This window comes from Streptomyces sp. NPDC038200, assembly GCF_055600785.1.
Map to the genome: position 1 here is coordinate 57,906 of NZ_JBVJYH010000026.1, position 13,530 is coordinate 71,435.

Sequence of the window (13,530 nt, forward strand, 5' to 3'; positions counted from 1 at the left end):
ACGCCCCGGCGAGTACACCGGGTTACTCCCGCCACCGGACGCCCCCGCCGATCCGCTCCGGCACCGTGGTGCCCATGAAGCTGACCCGACCCGCACGCCGGGCCTTTCTCGTCGTCCACGTCGCCGTCTCCGCGAGCTGGCTCGGACTCACGCTCGGGTTGCTCGCCCTGGCGGTCACCGCCACCACGACCGGATCGGCGCTGACCGCCGAGGCGTCCGTGCGAGCGATGAAGCTCTTCGCGGACTGGCTGCTGCTGCCCTTCGCGTTCCTCACCCTGCTGAGCGGCGTACCGCTGTCCGTGGGCACGCAGTGGGGCCTGGCCCGGCACCGCTGGGTCTGGACGAAGTTCTGGCTGACCCTGGCCGCGACCGCCGCCACGGCGTTCGCGCTGCGACCGGGGGTGAACTCCGCGATCGCCGCAGTGGCCGCGGGCGGACCCGCGCCCGGCCTCCGCGACCTCCTGCCCGGCCCCGTCGTGTCGCTGTGCGCCTACGTCTTCATGACGGCGATCTCGGTCCTCAAACCCTGGGGTCTCACCCGGCGCGGCAGGAACCACCGGGCCGCGGCCCGCACACCGGCGCCGGCCGGGCCTGCGGCCGGAGCCCGCTGAGCGGGCCCGGTCCGCGGCACCCCGCACCGGTCCGACCGTCTCCCCACCCCCTCAGGCTCAGAAGGCGCCCAGGTCGGCGGAGACCCAGCGTTCGGGCCGCATGCAGATGACGACGTGCTCACCGAGCCGGGTGCGGTCGTACTCCACGAAGGCCGCGACCTTCTCCTCCGGCAGGTACCGCGCGGCCATCTCCCGCGACCGTTCGTGGCTGTCCGGGACCGTCCTGGTGACCGGTCCCTCCACCCACACGTAGCGCACGCTGGGTTCCGTGCGCTGCACCATCAGGCTGAAGCGCCCCGCCGACCGGATGGCCCGTGCCTTTCTGGAATCGGGCCCGGTACGCACCCACAGCTCGCCACCCGGCGTGTACTGATACCAGATGGGCACGGTGAGCGGAGCGCGGTCCGGTCGCTCGACGACGGACAGGGCGCCGATGTGAGGCTCCGCCAGAAACAGCTCACGTTCTCGAGTGGAGAGTGTCACCCGGCCGACCCTAGCGCCTGTTGCGGTCCTGCTCGGTTCGGCCCTCCAGGACGCGGCGGGCCGCCTCGGCCTCCGCGGCCGGCGGGGACAGCTCGTCGAGGGTGTCCAGCTCGTCGTCCGCCTCCAGCTCCCGCTCCCACGCCGCCGCGAGCCGTTCCTGTTCCTCGCGCGGCTGCGCGCCGACGGTCTCCCGGTGGTCGGGGTCCAGCGCCGTCAGGAATCGTTCGACCGGGTCCTTCGGCATGCAGTGCTCCTTGTCGCCGCTGAGGGTGCCGCTCCGGGCCAGCATGGCCAACCGTGCGCGCGCAGACCGCTCGACACGTCCCGGGGCCACCCTGATGGCCGCCGAAGTACGCGGGGCCGACAACGGGGTGGTGGTGACGAGTGGTTAGGTTAGGGCCATGGTTGATGACTGGCGGACGGATCGGATCGGGGCCGCACTGCGGGGCGAGAACCCGATGGTGCTGCGACGGCTCGAAGCGGGGTTCGCGGTGGTCGGGGACGTACAGTTCCTGCCGGGCTACTCGGTGCTCCTGGCGGACGAACCCGGTGTGCAGCGCCTCTCCGACCTGCCGAAGGGAAAGCGGCTGGCGTTCCTGTCCGACATGGACAGACTCGGAGAGGCGGTCGAGCGGGCCTGCCGGCGCCTGGACTCCGCCTTCCGCCGGGTCAACCTGGAGATCCTCGGGAACACGGACCCGTTCCTGCACGCCCATGTCTTTCCGCGGTTCGAGTGGGAGCCGCCCGAGCTGGTGGGCAAGCCCGTGTGGCTGTATCCGCCGGACCGGTGGAGCGACGAGCGGTACCGGCTCGGCCCCGAGCACGCCGGGCTGCGGCGGGAGATCGGCGCCGAACTGGACCGGCTGCGCGGCGGGAGCACGCTCCGGGGCGCAGCCGCAGCGCATGAATGAGCGCGAGGTCGTCCTCGCTCAGCGGTTGCGCGATTTCCCGCATTTCCCTCGGCCCCATGGCGAGAATCCTGCGTTCCCGCGTGGTGCGGATGCCCGGTCTTGCACCGTAGGGGCCAGCACGCCCGCACGCGACGGGCCCGAGGCATGAGGACGGGATCATGACGTTCGCCGATTACCAGAACGAGATCTACTTCAACGGACTGCACGGCGTGGTACCGCGGCTGCCGATGAACTACGCCGAGCTGGAGCCGCGGGCCCAGGCCGCGCTGCCCCCGTCCGTCCGGTCCTACGTCGCCGGCGGTGCCGGGGACGAGTACACCCAGCGCGCCAACGCCACCGCCTTCGAGCAGTGGGGCCTCGTCCCGCGCATGCTGGTCGGCGCCCGTCAGCGGGACCTGTCGGTCGACCTGTTCGGCATGCGCCTGCCGTCCCCGGTGTTCATGGCGCCGGTCGGTGTGATCGGGCTGTGCGCCCAGGACGGCCACGGCGACCTGGCCACCGCCCGCGCCGCCGCCCGCACCGGCGTACCGATGATCGCCTCCACCCTGACCGTCGACCCGATGGAACAGGTGGCCGCCGAGTTCGGTGACACCCCCGGCTTCTTCCAGCTGTACACGCCCACCGACCGGGAGCTGGCCGAAAGCCTCGTGCACCGGGCCGAGGCCGCAGGCTTCAAGGGCATCGTGGTCACCCTCGACACCTGGATCACCGGCTGGCGCCCCCGCGACCTGGCCGTCAGCAACTTCCCCCAGCTGCGTGGGCACTGTCTGGCCAACTACACCAGCGACCCGGTCTTCCGCTCCCGTCTCGCCAAGTCCCCCGAGGACGATCCGGCCGCCGTGGTGATGCACTGGGCAACGATCTTCGGAAACCCCCTCACCTGGGACGACCTGCCCTGGCTGCGGTCGATCACCGACCTGCCGCTGATCCTGAAGGGCATCTGCCACCCCGACGACGCCCGCCGTGCGCGGGACGCGGGCGTGGACGGCATCTACTGCTCCAACCACGGTGGCCGGCAGGCCAACGGCGGACTGCCCGCGCTGCACTGCCTGCCCGACGTGGCCGAGGCCGCCGGGGACCTCCCCGTGCTGTTCGACTCCGGCGTCCGGTCCGGCGCCGACATCGTCAAGGCCCTCGCCCTGGGAGCGACCGCCGTCGGTGTCGGCCGCCCCTACGCCTACGGCCTGGCGCTCGACGGCACCGACGGCATCGTCCACGTCCTGCGGTCCCTGCTCGCCGAAGCCGACCTGCTCATGGCCGTCGACGGCTATCCCACCCTGGCGGACCTCACGCCGGACGCCCTCCGGCGCGTCGGCTGACACAGGACGGTCCGCACGCCCCGTGCCCCTCGGCGTGAAGCCGCACGGAGACCCGACGGGCCCTTCCGGCCACGGCCCGGGACAGCGTGCCGAGCCACGGCCCGGCGTCCCGGGCCGGTCGGGTCGGCACGGCTGGGCGTCCCGGGACCCCGGCGTCCCGGGCCGGTCAGGTCTGCCGGGCGTGCATGGGGTCGTTGGCGACCTCGTCCGGGCACTTCCGGTGCGGTCGGCTGGTCCGCCGGTCGCGACGCCAGTCGAACGTCGCGAGTGCCAGGGACGCCGCCATGCCGACGAGGGCGGCGCTCAGGGCGGTGACGAGAGCACCGCGATAGTCGTGGCTCCGGCCGAGCACCAGGTAGAACAGGCCGGGCAGGGCAGCGGTCCCCAACGCCGCGCCCAGCCGCTGCCCGGTCTGCAGGGCGCCGCCCGCCGCGCCCGCCATGCGCACGGGCACATCGCGCAGGGTCATGGTGATGTTGGGGGAGACCACGAAGCCGCTGCCGACGCCACCGAGGAACAGCACCGGGGCGGCGATCCAGGGAGCGAGGTGCAGGGGCGCGAAGCGGAGCAGCAGCGCGGCGCCGCCCAGGCCGACGATCACGCCCGTGAGGCCGCACACGGTGAGCACCCGCCCGTACCGGTCCACCAGCCGGCCCGAGAGCACGGCCGCGCTCGCCGAGCCGAGCGCGAACGGGGTCACGGCGAGGCCGGACCGGAGCGGGGAGAAGTCGAGGCCCCGCTGGTAGAAGAGGGCGAAGACCAGCCAGACGCCGCTGAAGCCGATGAAGTACAGCGTGCCGATGCCGGCACCGACGGCATAGCCGCGCACGGTGCTGAACAGACGCGGGTCGAGCAGCGGCTGGCCGCCCCGGGCGAGGAGCCGACGCTGCCACTGCACGAAGACGGCGAGGATCGCGGCACCGGCGGGGAACAGCCACCACACCCGGCTCAGGCCGCCGGAATCCGCCAGGACCAGCGGATACATGAGCGCGAGGACGCCGAGGCCGAGCAACAGGACGCCGGGCAGGTCCACCTGGCCACCCCGCTCGGAACGCGGTGTGCGGGGCAGGAGGCGGCGGCCGAGGAGAACGGCGAGGATGCCGATGGGGACGTTCACGTAGAAGATCCACCGCCAGCCCTGTTCGCCGGAGGCGAGGGCGAGGATGGCTCCGCCCGTGATCGGTCCCGCGGCGGAGGAGATCCCGACGGTGGCGCCGAAGAACCCGAAGGCGCGGCCGCGCTCGGCGCCGCGGAACATCTGCTGGATGAGCGCCGAGTTCTGCGGAGCCATGAAGCCGGCCGCCAGCCCCTGGGCGAGGCGGGCCACCACCAGCAGCGTGATGTCCGGGGCCGCGCCGCAGGCCGCGCTGAACAGCACGAAGCCGCTGAGCGCCAGCAGGAAGATCCGGCGCCGGTCCAGGGCGTCGCCCAGGCGGCCGGCGGTGACGAGGGCCAGGGCGAAGGTCAGCGCGTATCCGGAGACCACCCACTGCACCTGTGCGGGGGACGCGTGCAGGTCGCGCTGGATGGTGGGCAGGGCGACCGCCACGATCGTGACGTCGAGCAAGCTCATGAACCCGGCCACCAAGGTGACCCACAGGGCGTGCCACCGGTTCGGGTCCGGCTCGTAGCCCTCCTCCTGAGCGCCCGGCTCCCGACCGCCTGCCGCTGACGTCGACGCTGTCACCTGGGACTCCTCTCACCAGGAAGCCGCACCCGGGCGAACCAGGTTCCCCCGGCGCCCACCGGCACACATACCCCAGCCTGCTACGGAAGCCGCCCGGACGGCGGGCCGAGGTGTACGGGACGGATCCCGTGCCGGGGGACCGAGCCGTCGTACATGCGCACGGTCCCTGAAGACCAAGGCACAGGGCCTGGTGAACAAGGTCCTGCCGGACAGCGCCACGGCCGCCCTGCACCGCTCGACGGCGGAACCCGGATCGGCCGGGGACACCGGGCACCGCTCGACGGCGGAGCCCGGATCGGCCGGGGACACCGACGAACGCCGCTGGGGCCTGCCCGGAGCTGCGATCCGGGCTCGCTCGGCGGCCGGCCGAGGAGCGTGCCGGCCGAGGAGCGTGCCGGCCGGGACAGGCGGCCCGCGACCGGACACCGCCGCACGGACGCGGTCGGGTCAGGTCTCGCGCAGCGGCGCGTACACGGACGCGTCCAGCCCGAACGTCCAGGCCACCCCCTGCCGCGCCGTCCGCGTCGTCGGCGGCACCCGCAGCCAGTACGTGCGGCGCGAACCGTCCGGCTCCGGCGTGGAGTTGAGCACCTCCACCATCACCACCGGCTCGTCCCCGTCGAGGTCGATCCGCCACAGCGTGCCGGTCTCGTCCGTGTGCACCGGGCGCGCGCCGGAGTCGGCCAGATAGCGGTCGTAGCCGTAGAACTCCAGCATCACCCGGCGTAGTTCGGCGTTCTCCTCGGCCCGGATGCGGTCCGGCGTGAGCGTGCCCAGCTCCCTCACGAAGGACGCCTGGACCGGCATGCCCCGCCACGCGTACAGCGCGAACCCGTCGGGGAAGGCGAGTGCCGGACCGTCGCCGCGGTCGAGCCGGCCCGCCTCGTCCCGGTGCAGCGCCGAGGGCCGTTCGCAGACGACGGCCACCTTCTCGAACGGCCACCACCAGCCCGCGCTGCGGCACACCTCGGCCAGCCCGTGCAGGGGGCCCTGCCGGCCGTCGAACGCCGCGAGCCACGGCGCGTCGTGCTGCCCCAGGACCGCGTCCAGCAGCGCGAGCCTCACCCCCGCGTCCTCGCCCAGCTCGTCCAGCACACCCGCCCGGATCCGGTCGACGAGCGCCTGCGTGAGATCCCACAGCCGCCCACCGGTGGCCGCCCACCGCGCCGCCCATCCCGCCGCGCCCAACTCCGTGTGCAGGCGCCTTCGCTCCTCGGCCCACGGCGCGCTGCGCACCGCCTCACGCACACTCGGCCCCTTGTCCGGCAAGGCCCGCACCACCGTGACCCCCTCGCACGGAGAGCCCGCCCACACCACGCGCTCCGGCGCGAGCAGCCCCGCCTGCCGGTAGGCGGCGCGGATCCCCGCTTCCGCTCTCTCCCGGTCGGCGGGCGCCGTGGAGGCGGCCCACGCGCGCCACTCCTCGACCACGTCCCACCCGGCCTCCCGACGCGCCTCCACCCGTGCCTCCACCCGTGCCTCCGCCCGCGCCACCGTCTGCGCCTCCACCCGTGCCTCCGCCCGCGCCACCGTCTGCGCCTCCACCCGCGTCACCTGTCGCTCCCCGGCTCTCAGTCCGCCACGACCCGCACGGAACCGGGTACGTACTCCCGCTGTCGCACCACCCGGTACCACCCCGCGGGCAGCGCTATCGGCGCGTGCTCCTCGTGCACGACCCGGCCACCCTTGGGCAGATGCAGCAGCATCGGCCCGAACGGACCCGGCTCCCGCACCAGATCACCCGGTCCCACGACGGCATGCGCGTGCCCCGTGACCTCGCCCAGGGCCAGGACCAGCCGGCCCCGCCCGTCCCTCCGCTCCCGCGGCGCGCCCGCCACATGAGCCGGAACCGCCTCGTCGGCCACGGGCACGAGCAGGGCGTCTCCCTGCCGGTACATGCACACTCCCCTCCGCGGCGGCGCACACCGCACCGCTCCCATGACGACGACGCTAGGGCCTGCCACTGACAGCGGCTCCGGAACCGCCCCGCCGTCCGGCGTTGTCAGTGCCTGTTGGTAGAACTGCGGACATCAGCCCGCGATCAACCAGCTCTGGGAGCAGCCGCATGACCCTTGGTGACACCCCGCACGCCTTCCACGGGCTGCCCGTGTACACGTTCCCGGGCCCGGACCGGCAGAAGGACCTGCCAGAACCGGACGCGTTCGCCTGGCGCATCGCCACGGACGTCTACGAGCCCGAAGAGCAGTGGGAGAGCGCCTTCGCCCGCTTCCTGGACGCGGTCGACACCACGCGGGTGCGCGCGCTGATCGTCGGTGCCTGGCAGGAGGCGTACGACACCGACCCCTCCACCGTCATCGAGGCGCTGCTGGCCGCCCGGGACCGTCTCCCCGCCCTGCGCGCGATATTCCTGGGCGACATGGAGTCGGAGGAGTGCGAGATCTCCTGGATCAACCAGACGGACGTCACTCCGCTCCTGGCCGGCTTCCCCGACCTGGCGGAGTTCGGTGTCCGCGGCGGATCGGGCCTGAAGTTCCCCGCGCTGCGGCACACCGGGCTGCGCCGGCTGACCATGGAGACGGGCGGGCTGCCCGTGGAGGTCGTGCGCGGAGTCGGCGCCAGCGACCTGCCCGCGCTGGAGCACCTGGACCTGTGGCTCGGCACGCCCGACTACGGCGGTGACAGCGAGGCCGCCGACCTGGAGCCCATCCTGTCCGGGGCCCGGCTGCCCCGCCTGCGTCATCTCGCGCTGCGCAACAGCGAGATGCAGGACGCCGTCGCCGCGGCCGTCGCGTCCGCTCCGGTGGTGGCCCGTCTGGAGACGCTGGACCTCTCCATGGGCGTCCTGACCGACGACGGCGCGGCGGCCCTCCTCGGCGGCCAGCCCCTCACCCACCTGCAACGGCTCGACCTGCACTACCACTACATCACCGAACCCCTGCTGGACCGCATCCGGCAGATCCTGGAGCCCGCGGGCGTCGCGCTGAACCTCGACCGCGACGACGCCTGTGACGACCGGGACGACGACGGCACCGTGTGGCGCTACGTGTCCGTGGGTGAGTGAGTGACAGCGCGACCCGGACCCGCCCGGGGGCGACAGGGCGGCGCGGCGCGCTTCGCGGTGGTCGGCAACCCCGAGAACCGCCGGGTGGCACTCTTCGACCAGGCGGTGCGCGCCGCGGGCCTGCCCGCCCCGCGCCTGCTCGCCTGGGCGGACGTGCTGCGCACCGGCGGAGCCGAGTTCGCCGCCGACGAACTCGTCCGGCTCGACTCCCCGGGCGAGAACGCGGACGTCGACCGGCTGCTGCGGGGCGCCGAGGACCCCACCCGGGTGGAGGGCTCGGCCCGCTGGTACACCGCGCTGATGTCCGTGCTGCGCGGCCTGCGCGGCGGCATCCGCCTGGACGACCCGGACGAACTCGCCGTCCTGTTCGACAAGCGCCGTTGCCACGCCGTGCTGGCCACCGCCGGCGTGCCCGTTCCGTACTCACCCACCTCCGGGACGGACGCGCCGCCCGTGCGCGGCTGGGACGACGTGCGCACGCTGATGCGCGAACACCGGATGCCGCGCCTGTTCGTGAAGCTCGCGCACGGCTCGTCCGCGTCCGGCGTGCTCGCGATCGAGTCGGCGGGCGGGGGCCGGATCCGGGCCACCACCTCGGTCGAACTCGCCCCGGACGGCCGGCTGTTCAACTCGCTCCGGGTCCGCCGCTACGACGACGAACGACAGATCGCGGCCGTCGTCGACACCCTGGCCCCCGACGGCCTGCACCTGGAGCGCTGGCTGCCCAAGGCGTCCCAGCGGGGGCGCCCCGCCGATCTGCGGATCGTCGTGGTGGCCGGGAAGGCCACGCACGCCGTCGTACGCACCGGCGCCTCACCGCTGACCAACCTCCACCTGGGAGGCCGGCGGGGAGACCTCGACGCCGCCCGCGCCGCCGCGGAGACGGCGGGCGTCCGCTGGGCCGACCTCCTGGGGGTGTGCGAGCAGGCCGCGGCCTGCTTCCCGCGCTCCCTGTGCGTCGGAGTGGACCTGCTGCCGGCGACCGGGTGGCGCCGGGTGGCCGTCGGCGAGGTCAATGCCTTCGGTGACCTGCTGCCCCGGCTCACCGGTCTGCCCGGCAGCGGCGCCGAGGGCCTCGACACCTACGCCGCGCAGGTCGCGGCCGCCGTCGCCCGGTACACGCCACCAGAGCATCCGCACCATCTTCCGCACCAGTCGCACCAGTCGCACCACCCGCGACTCCCGCACCACCCGCACGAGAACGAAACGGGGACCGCTCATGCGATCGCCTGACCCGACGCCTTCGCAGCCGCCCTCGGGCCGCGCCGGGCAACCGGACATGAACCGGATCGTCGGCAGCCACGACCTCCTCCTGGTCACCCTCGACACCCTGCGCCACGACGTGGCGGCCGAGCTGGCGGCGGCGGGCCGCCTCCCCAACCTGGCGCGCCACCTCCCCGGCGGCCGCTGGGAGGAGCGGCACGCCCCGGGCAGCTTCACCTACGCCTCCCACCAGGCCGTCTTCGCCGGCTTCCTGCCGACACCGGCGGCCCCCGGCCCGCACCCGCGTCTGTTCGCCGCGCGCTTCGCGGGCAGCGAGACCACCGCCGACGGCACGTTCGTGTACGACACGCCGGACTTCGTCTCGGGTCTCGCCCAGGTCGGCTACCACACGGTGTGCATCGGGGGAGTGGGCTTCTTCAACAAGCAGGGACCGCTGGGCTCGGTGCTGCCCGGACTGTTCCAGGAGTCCCACTGGGAGCCGGACTTCGGCGTCACGTCACCCACGTCCTTCGAAGCACAGGTGACGCGCGCCGAGCACGTCGTGCGCCGGCTCCCCGCCGACCAGCGCCTGTTCCTCTTCGTCAACGTGTCTGCTCTGCACCAGCCGAACTGGTTCCACCTCCCCGGCGCCACCCGTGCGGCGGGCGACACCCGCGCGACGCACGCCGCCGCGCTGGAGTACGTGGACCGGCACATCGGCCGGCTGTTCGCCGCGGCGAGCAGCCGACGCCGCTGCTTCGCCATCGTCTGCTCCGACCACGGCACCGCCTACGGGGACGGCGGCTACACCGGACACCGCCTCGGCCATGAATCCGTGTGGACCGTGCCCTATGCGCACTTCTTCCTCGACCCCGCGCAGGACCGGGAACCCAAGGCCCCCGCGCAGGACCAGAAACCCGAGAACCCCGCGCAGAGTCAGGAACCCACAGCGCCCGCGCGGGACCGGCAACCCACGGCCTCCCCCCAGGACCAGGAACCCACGCCCGCCGAGGCCGCCCGATGACCCTCGTCCTCCGGCCCACCGACGCCGGCCCGTACCAGAGCTACGTCTACGCCTACCCCCACAAGACCGCCTACCGCCGGCTGACCGACCGCCCCCTGCTCGCCGACCTGTGGGCGCGGGAGCCGAAGGACGCGCTCTCCCTCTACCTGCACGTGCCCTTCTGCGAGGTCCGCTGCGGGTTCTGCAACCTGTTCACCCGGATCGGCGCCCCCGAGGGCCTCACCACCGCCTACCTCGACGCCCTGGAGCGTCAGGCGACGACCGTCCGCGCGGCCCTCGGTGACACGGACGACGTCCGATTCGCGACGGCCGCGTTCGGCGGCGGCACCCCCACCTTCCTCACCGCCGCCGAACTCCAGCGACTGTGCGACATAGCCGAGCACCGGATGGGCGCCGACCTGCGGGCCGTTCCGCTCTCCGTCGAGGCCTCGCCCGCGACGGCCACCGCCGACCGTCTGGCGGTCCTCGCCGAACGGGGCGCCACCCGGCTCAGCCTCGGCGTGCAGAGCTTCGACGACACCGAGGCCCGCGCGGCCGTACGTCCGCAACGCCGCAAGGACGTGGAGGCCGCCCTCGCCCGGATCCGGGACGCGGGCATCCCGGTCCTCAACATCGACCTCATCTACGGGATCGACGGCCAGACCGACGACACCTGGCTGCGCTCCCTGGACGCCGCCCTGGCCTGGCGCCCCGAGGAGCTGTACCTCTACCCCCTGTACGTCCGCCCCCTCACCGGCCTCGACCGCCGCCGCTCCGGCCCCGATCCGGTCTGGGACGAGCAACGGCTGCGCCTCTACCGCCTGGGACGGGACCACCTCCTCGCGCACGGCTATGCGCAGCACTCGATGCGCATGTTCCGCCGCGCGGACGCCCCGTCCCAGGGCGCGGACGACTACGCCTGCCAGACCGACGGCATGATCGGCCTCGGCTGCGGCGCCCGCTCGTACACCGCCGGTCTGCACTACTCCTTCGACTACGCCGTCGACATGCACGAGATCCGCGCCATCATCGACGACTACGTGGCCCGTCCCGCCGCGGACTTCGCCCACGCGGAGTACGGCCGCCGTATGACACCGGACGAGGCCCGCCGTCGCCATCTCGTGCAGTCGCTGCTCCAGGCGGAGGGCCTGACCGTCACCGACTACCGGGCGCGCTTCGGCAGCGAACCCGCCGACGACTTCGGTCCCGAGCTGGGCCGCTTCGCCGACCGCGGCTGGCTGGAGCCGGAAGGCGATCCGCGGCGGCTGCGTCTGACGGCGGACGGTCTGGCGCACTCCGACGCGATAGGCCCGGAGCTGTTCTCCCCGGCCGTACGGGCCGCGATGGCCGCGTACGCACGCAAGTAGGCCGCGCATGGACCTGACCATCCTCTACCGCGGCCCGCTCGCCTCCTGCGACTACGACTGCCCCTACTGCCCGTTCGCGAAGCGGCGCGACAGCACGGCCCGGCTGCGCGCGGACCGAGCGGCGCTGGACCGCTTCACCGCGTGGGCCGCCGCCCAGACCGGCGACCGCCTGTCGGTCCTGTTCACGCCGTGGGGCGAGGGGCTGGTCCGCTCCTGGTACCGGCGGGCTCTGGTGGACCTGTCACACCTGCCGCACGTACGGCGCGTCGCCATCCAGACCAACCTCAGCTGCCGCACGGACTGGCTGGGCGAGGCGGACCCCGACACCATGGCCCTGTGGTGCACGTACCATCCGGGGCAGACCCCGTACGACCGCTTCCTGACCAAGTGCCGTGATCTCGCGGAGCGCGGCATCCGCCACAGCGTCGGCATCGTCGGCCTGCCCGACCACCTGGACCAGGCCCGCCGACTGCGCGCCGACCTGCCCGACCACGTGTACCTCTGGGTGAACGCGGCCGAGGGCCACACCTACACCGACGCGGACGCCGCCGCCTGGACGGACCTGGACCCGCTGTTCCCGTACAGCCGCCGTCCGCATGCCAGTGCCGGACTCCCGTGCCGCACCGGCGAGTCGGTCGTCTCGGTCGACGGCGAGGGCACCGTCCGCCGCTGCCATTTCGTCCGCACCGAACTGGGCAACCTCTACGACGGCTCCTACCGGGCGGCGCTCCGCCCGCGCCCCTGCCCGCTGGCCGTGTGCGACTGCCACATCGGCTACGTCCACCTCGAAACGCTGCCGCTGTACGACGTCTTCGCGGGCGGCGTGCTGGAACGCGTCCCCGCGGGGCTCGACGCACCGCCGCGCCCGCCCGCGCGGGCACGGGCGACGGGCGGCCCCTGACGGAAGCGACCCGTACGCCGCTCCCGGCGCCGTACTGACGCACTGTACGGCCGCCCGTGCGCGGCGAGGCCGGCCGTACAGGCAGCGGTGCGGACCGCGGTCGGCGCCGCGGTCCGCACCGCCGGGACGGCTGAGCTGTGGGGAGAGGCGTCAGCCGGCCCCTCGCGCCGGGGTCAGCGCGTCGCGCCGACCCGGGCGAGCGCCTTGGCGAGGCCGTTGGCCCACAGCTGGTTGACCCGGGCGCGCTCCGTGGAGTTCGGGTACCGGTTGGTGCAGGAGGTGCCGGGGCCGCCGCCGGACATCAGTTCGCTGCACGGGCCGCTGTAGTGGTCGGGCAGGCCCAGCACATGGCCGGTCTCGTGGGCGGCGACCCGGATCGAGTCGTACTGCTGGTTCTGCGCGTAGTCCAGGAAGATGTAGCCGCGGCCGTGGCCGTCGGTGGAGGCGTAGGACCCGCGCGAGTCGTTGCCCTCGTAGTAGGCGAAGTCGCCCGAGCCCGAGGTCGCCTGGAGCTTGACGTTGGACACGGAGCTGTTCCAGATGGAGGCGGCGCTCGATATCTGGGAGCGGAAGCTCGGCGCCTGCCCGGCGTTGTAGTAGACGGTCACCACCTTGAGGGAGGGCTGGGCGGCCTGCCTCTTCGCGACCGCGTTCAGGACGGCGTCGTAGAACGCCTTGTTGCCGGCGCTCTCGGCTGCGCCGGTGTAGCCGACGGTGGGGGCGTGGGCGGGGGCTTCGGCGGTGTCCTGGGCGCTCGCCGGGCTCGCGGTGCCGAGCGCGGCGGAGGCCAGACCGAGACCGAGCGCGAGGGCCAGGAATCTCCTGGAGCTCTTCGACCCGGTGCTCTTGCGGAACGACGCCATGGGGGGGCTCCTACTCGTTCTGTGGGGTGGAACGATCGGTTGCCAGTGAGTGTCGAACAGAGCAACGGGGCGGCGGATGATGGCAATCGGGGATAGCACCGGGCTATCGGCGGCCGACTCGTCCGCATTCGTTGGAACTTGAACATCTGGTGTCGTGGTG

At 73.4% G+C, this 13,530-nt stretch carries 14 protein-coding genes; 8 read left to right on the forward strand and 6 right to left on the reverse strand.

What is annotated here, in order from left to right:
* Positions 1-74: 74 nt before the first annotated feature.
* The gene (locus tag ACZ7KF_RS36655) at positions 75-611 is read left to right on the forward strand and encodes a DUF2269 domain-containing protein (RefSeq protein WP_471085272.1); all 537 of its coding nucleotides are present in this window, start codon (positions 75-77) and stop codon (positions 609-611) included.
* 57 nt (positions 612-668) lie between these two features.
* Here the strand turns inward: ACZ7KF_RS36655 and ACZ7KF_RS36660 are convergent, their stop codons facing one another.
* On the reverse strand, positions 669-1,094 hold the full coding sequence (locus ACZ7KF_RS36660; RefSeq protein WP_471085275.1) for a pyridoxamine 5'-phosphate oxidase family protein: 426 nt from the start codon (positions 1,092-1,094) through the stop codon (positions 669-671).
* 10 nt (positions 1,095-1,104) lie between these two features.
* A complete protein-coding gene (locus ACZ7KF_RS36665) occupies positions 1,105-1,338 on the reverse strand; it encodes a hypothetical protein (RefSeq protein WP_471085278.1) in 234 nt (77 codons plus the stop codon).
* Positions 1,339-1,495: 157 nt separating this feature from the next.
* Between ACZ7KF_RS36665 and ACZ7KF_RS36670 the strand changes: the two genes are divergently transcribed.
* A complete protein-coding gene (locus ACZ7KF_RS36670; RefSeq protein ID WP_471085281.1) occupies positions 1,496-2,005 on the forward strand; it encodes an HIT family protein in 510 nt (169 codons plus the stop codon).
* 158 nt (positions 2,006-2,163) lie between these two features.
* Positions 2,164-3,324, forward strand: a complete 1,161-nt coding sequence (locus tag ACZ7KF_RS36675; protein ID WP_471085284.1) for a lactate 2-monooxygenase — start codon at positions 2,164-2,166, stop codon at positions 3,322-3,324.
* Between the two features lie 166 nt (positions 3,325-3,490).
* Here ACZ7KF_RS36675 and ACZ7KF_RS36680 read toward each other — a convergent pair whose 3' ends face one another.
* The 3 genes from ACZ7KF_RS36680 to ACZ7KF_RS36690 form a co-directional block, all read right to left on the reverse strand.
* Complete coding sequence (locus tag ACZ7KF_RS36680; protein WP_471085287.1) at positions 3,491-5,011, reverse strand: MFS transporter; 1,521 nt, start codon at positions 5,009-5,011, stop codon at positions 3,491-3,493.
* A 447-nt stretch (positions 5,012-5,458) separates the two neighbouring features.
* Positions 5,459-6,484, reverse strand: coding sequence for a DUF6745 domain-containing protein (locus ACZ7KF_RS36685; RefSeq protein WP_471085432.1), 1,026 nt, complete (start codon positions 6,482-6,484; stop codon positions 5,459-5,461).
* A 98-nt stretch (positions 6,485-6,582) separates the two neighbouring features.
* Positions 6,583-6,909 (reverse strand): hypothetical protein, encoded by a 327-nt coding sequence (locus tag ACZ7KF_RS36690; RefSeq protein ID WP_471085290.1) that lies wholly within the window; start codon positions 6,907-6,909, stop codon positions 6,583-6,585.
* A gap of 167 nt (positions 6,910-7,076) precedes the next feature.
* Between ACZ7KF_RS36690 and ACZ7KF_RS36695 the strand changes: the two genes are divergently transcribed.
* From ACZ7KF_RS36695 to ACZ7KF_RS36715, 5 genes are read left to right on the forward strand one after another with little or no spacing between them, the layout of a single operon-like run.
* Positions 7,077-8,033, forward strand: a complete 957-nt coding sequence (locus ACZ7KF_RS36695; RefSeq protein ID WP_471085293.1) for an STM4015 family protein — start codon at positions 7,077-7,079, stop codon at positions 8,031-8,033.
* Positions 8,034-9,266, forward strand: a complete 1,233-nt coding sequence (locus ACZ7KF_RS36700; protein ID WP_471085296.1) for an STM4014 family protein — start codon at positions 8,034-8,036, stop codon at positions 9,264-9,266.
* 46 nt (positions 9,267-9,312) lie between these two features.
* Positions 9,313-10,260, forward strand: a complete 948-nt coding sequence (locus ACZ7KF_RS36705) for an STM4013/SEN3800 family hydrolase (protein WP_471085299.1) — start codon at positions 9,313-9,315, stop codon at positions 10,258-10,260.
* Positions 10,257-11,606 carry an STM4012 family radical SAM protein gene (locus ACZ7KF_RS36710; RefSeq protein WP_471085302.1) on the forward strand — a complete coding sequence of 450 codons (1,350 nt, stop codon included), beginning with the start codon at positions 10,257-10,259 and terminating at the stop codon, positions 11,604-11,606. Before ACZ7KF_RS36705 ends, ACZ7KF_RS36710 begins: the two co-directional genes overlap by 4 nt.
* A 7-nt stretch (positions 11,607-11,613) precedes the next feature.
* Positions 11,614-12,507, forward strand: a complete 894-nt coding sequence (locus ACZ7KF_RS36715) for an STM4011 family radical SAM protein (RefSeq protein WP_471085304.1) — start codon at positions 11,614-11,616, stop codon at positions 12,505-12,507.
* A 173-nt stretch (positions 12,508-12,680) separates the two neighbouring features.
* On the opposite strand, the gene snpA is transcribed toward ACZ7KF_RS36715, so the two are convergent.
* Positions 12,681-13,370 carry a snapalysin gene (gene snpA / locus ACZ7KF_RS36720; RefSeq protein ID WP_471085307.1) on the reverse strand — a complete coding sequence of 230 codons (690 nt, stop codon included), beginning with the start codon at positions 13,368-13,370 and terminating at the stop codon, positions 12,681-12,683.
* Positions 13,371-13,530 lie beyond the last annotated feature (160 nt).

Bases quoted from the DNA above. Each gene is read 5' to 3' on its own strand.
- snpA (WP_471085307.1), bottom strand. From the start codon at position 13,370: ATGGCGTCGTTCCGCAAGAGCACCGGGTCGAAGAGCTCCAGGAGATTC.
- ACZ7KF_RS36675 (WP_471085284.1), top strand. From the start codon at position 2,164: ATGACGTTCGCCGATTACCAGAACGAGATCTACTTCAACGGACTGCAC.
- ACZ7KF_RS36670 (WP_471085281.1), top strand. From the start codon at position 1,496: ATGGTTGATGACTGGCGGACGGATCGGATCGGGGCCGCACTGCGGGGC.
- ACZ7KF_RS36710 (WP_471085302.1), top strand. From the start codon at position 10,257: ATGACCCTCGTCCTCCGGCCCACCGACGCCGGCCCGTACCAGAGCTAC.
- ACZ7KF_RS36655 (WP_471085272.1), top strand. From the start codon at position 75: ATGAAGCTGACCCGACCCGCACGCCGGGCCTTTCTCGTCGTCCACGTC.
- ACZ7KF_RS36695 (WP_471085293.1), top strand. From the start codon at position 7,077: ATGACCCTTGGTGACACCCCGCACGCCTTCCACGGGCTGCCCGTGTAC.
- ACZ7KF_RS36690 (WP_471085290.1), bottom strand. From the start codon at position 6,909: ATGTACCGGCAGGGAGACGCCCTGCTCGTGCCCGTGGCCGACGAGGCG.
- ACZ7KF_RS36705 (WP_471085299.1), top strand. From the start codon at position 9,313: ATGAACCGGATCGTCGGCAGCCACGACCTCCTCCTGGTCACCCTCGAC.
- ACZ7KF_RS36715 (WP_471085304.1), top strand. From the start codon at position 11,614: ATGGACCTGACCATCCTCTACCGCGGCCCGCTCGCCTCCTGCGACTAC.
- ACZ7KF_RS36665 (WP_471085278.1), bottom strand. From the start codon at position 1,338: ATGCCGAAGGACCCGGTCGAACGATTCCTGACGGCGCTGGACCCCGAC.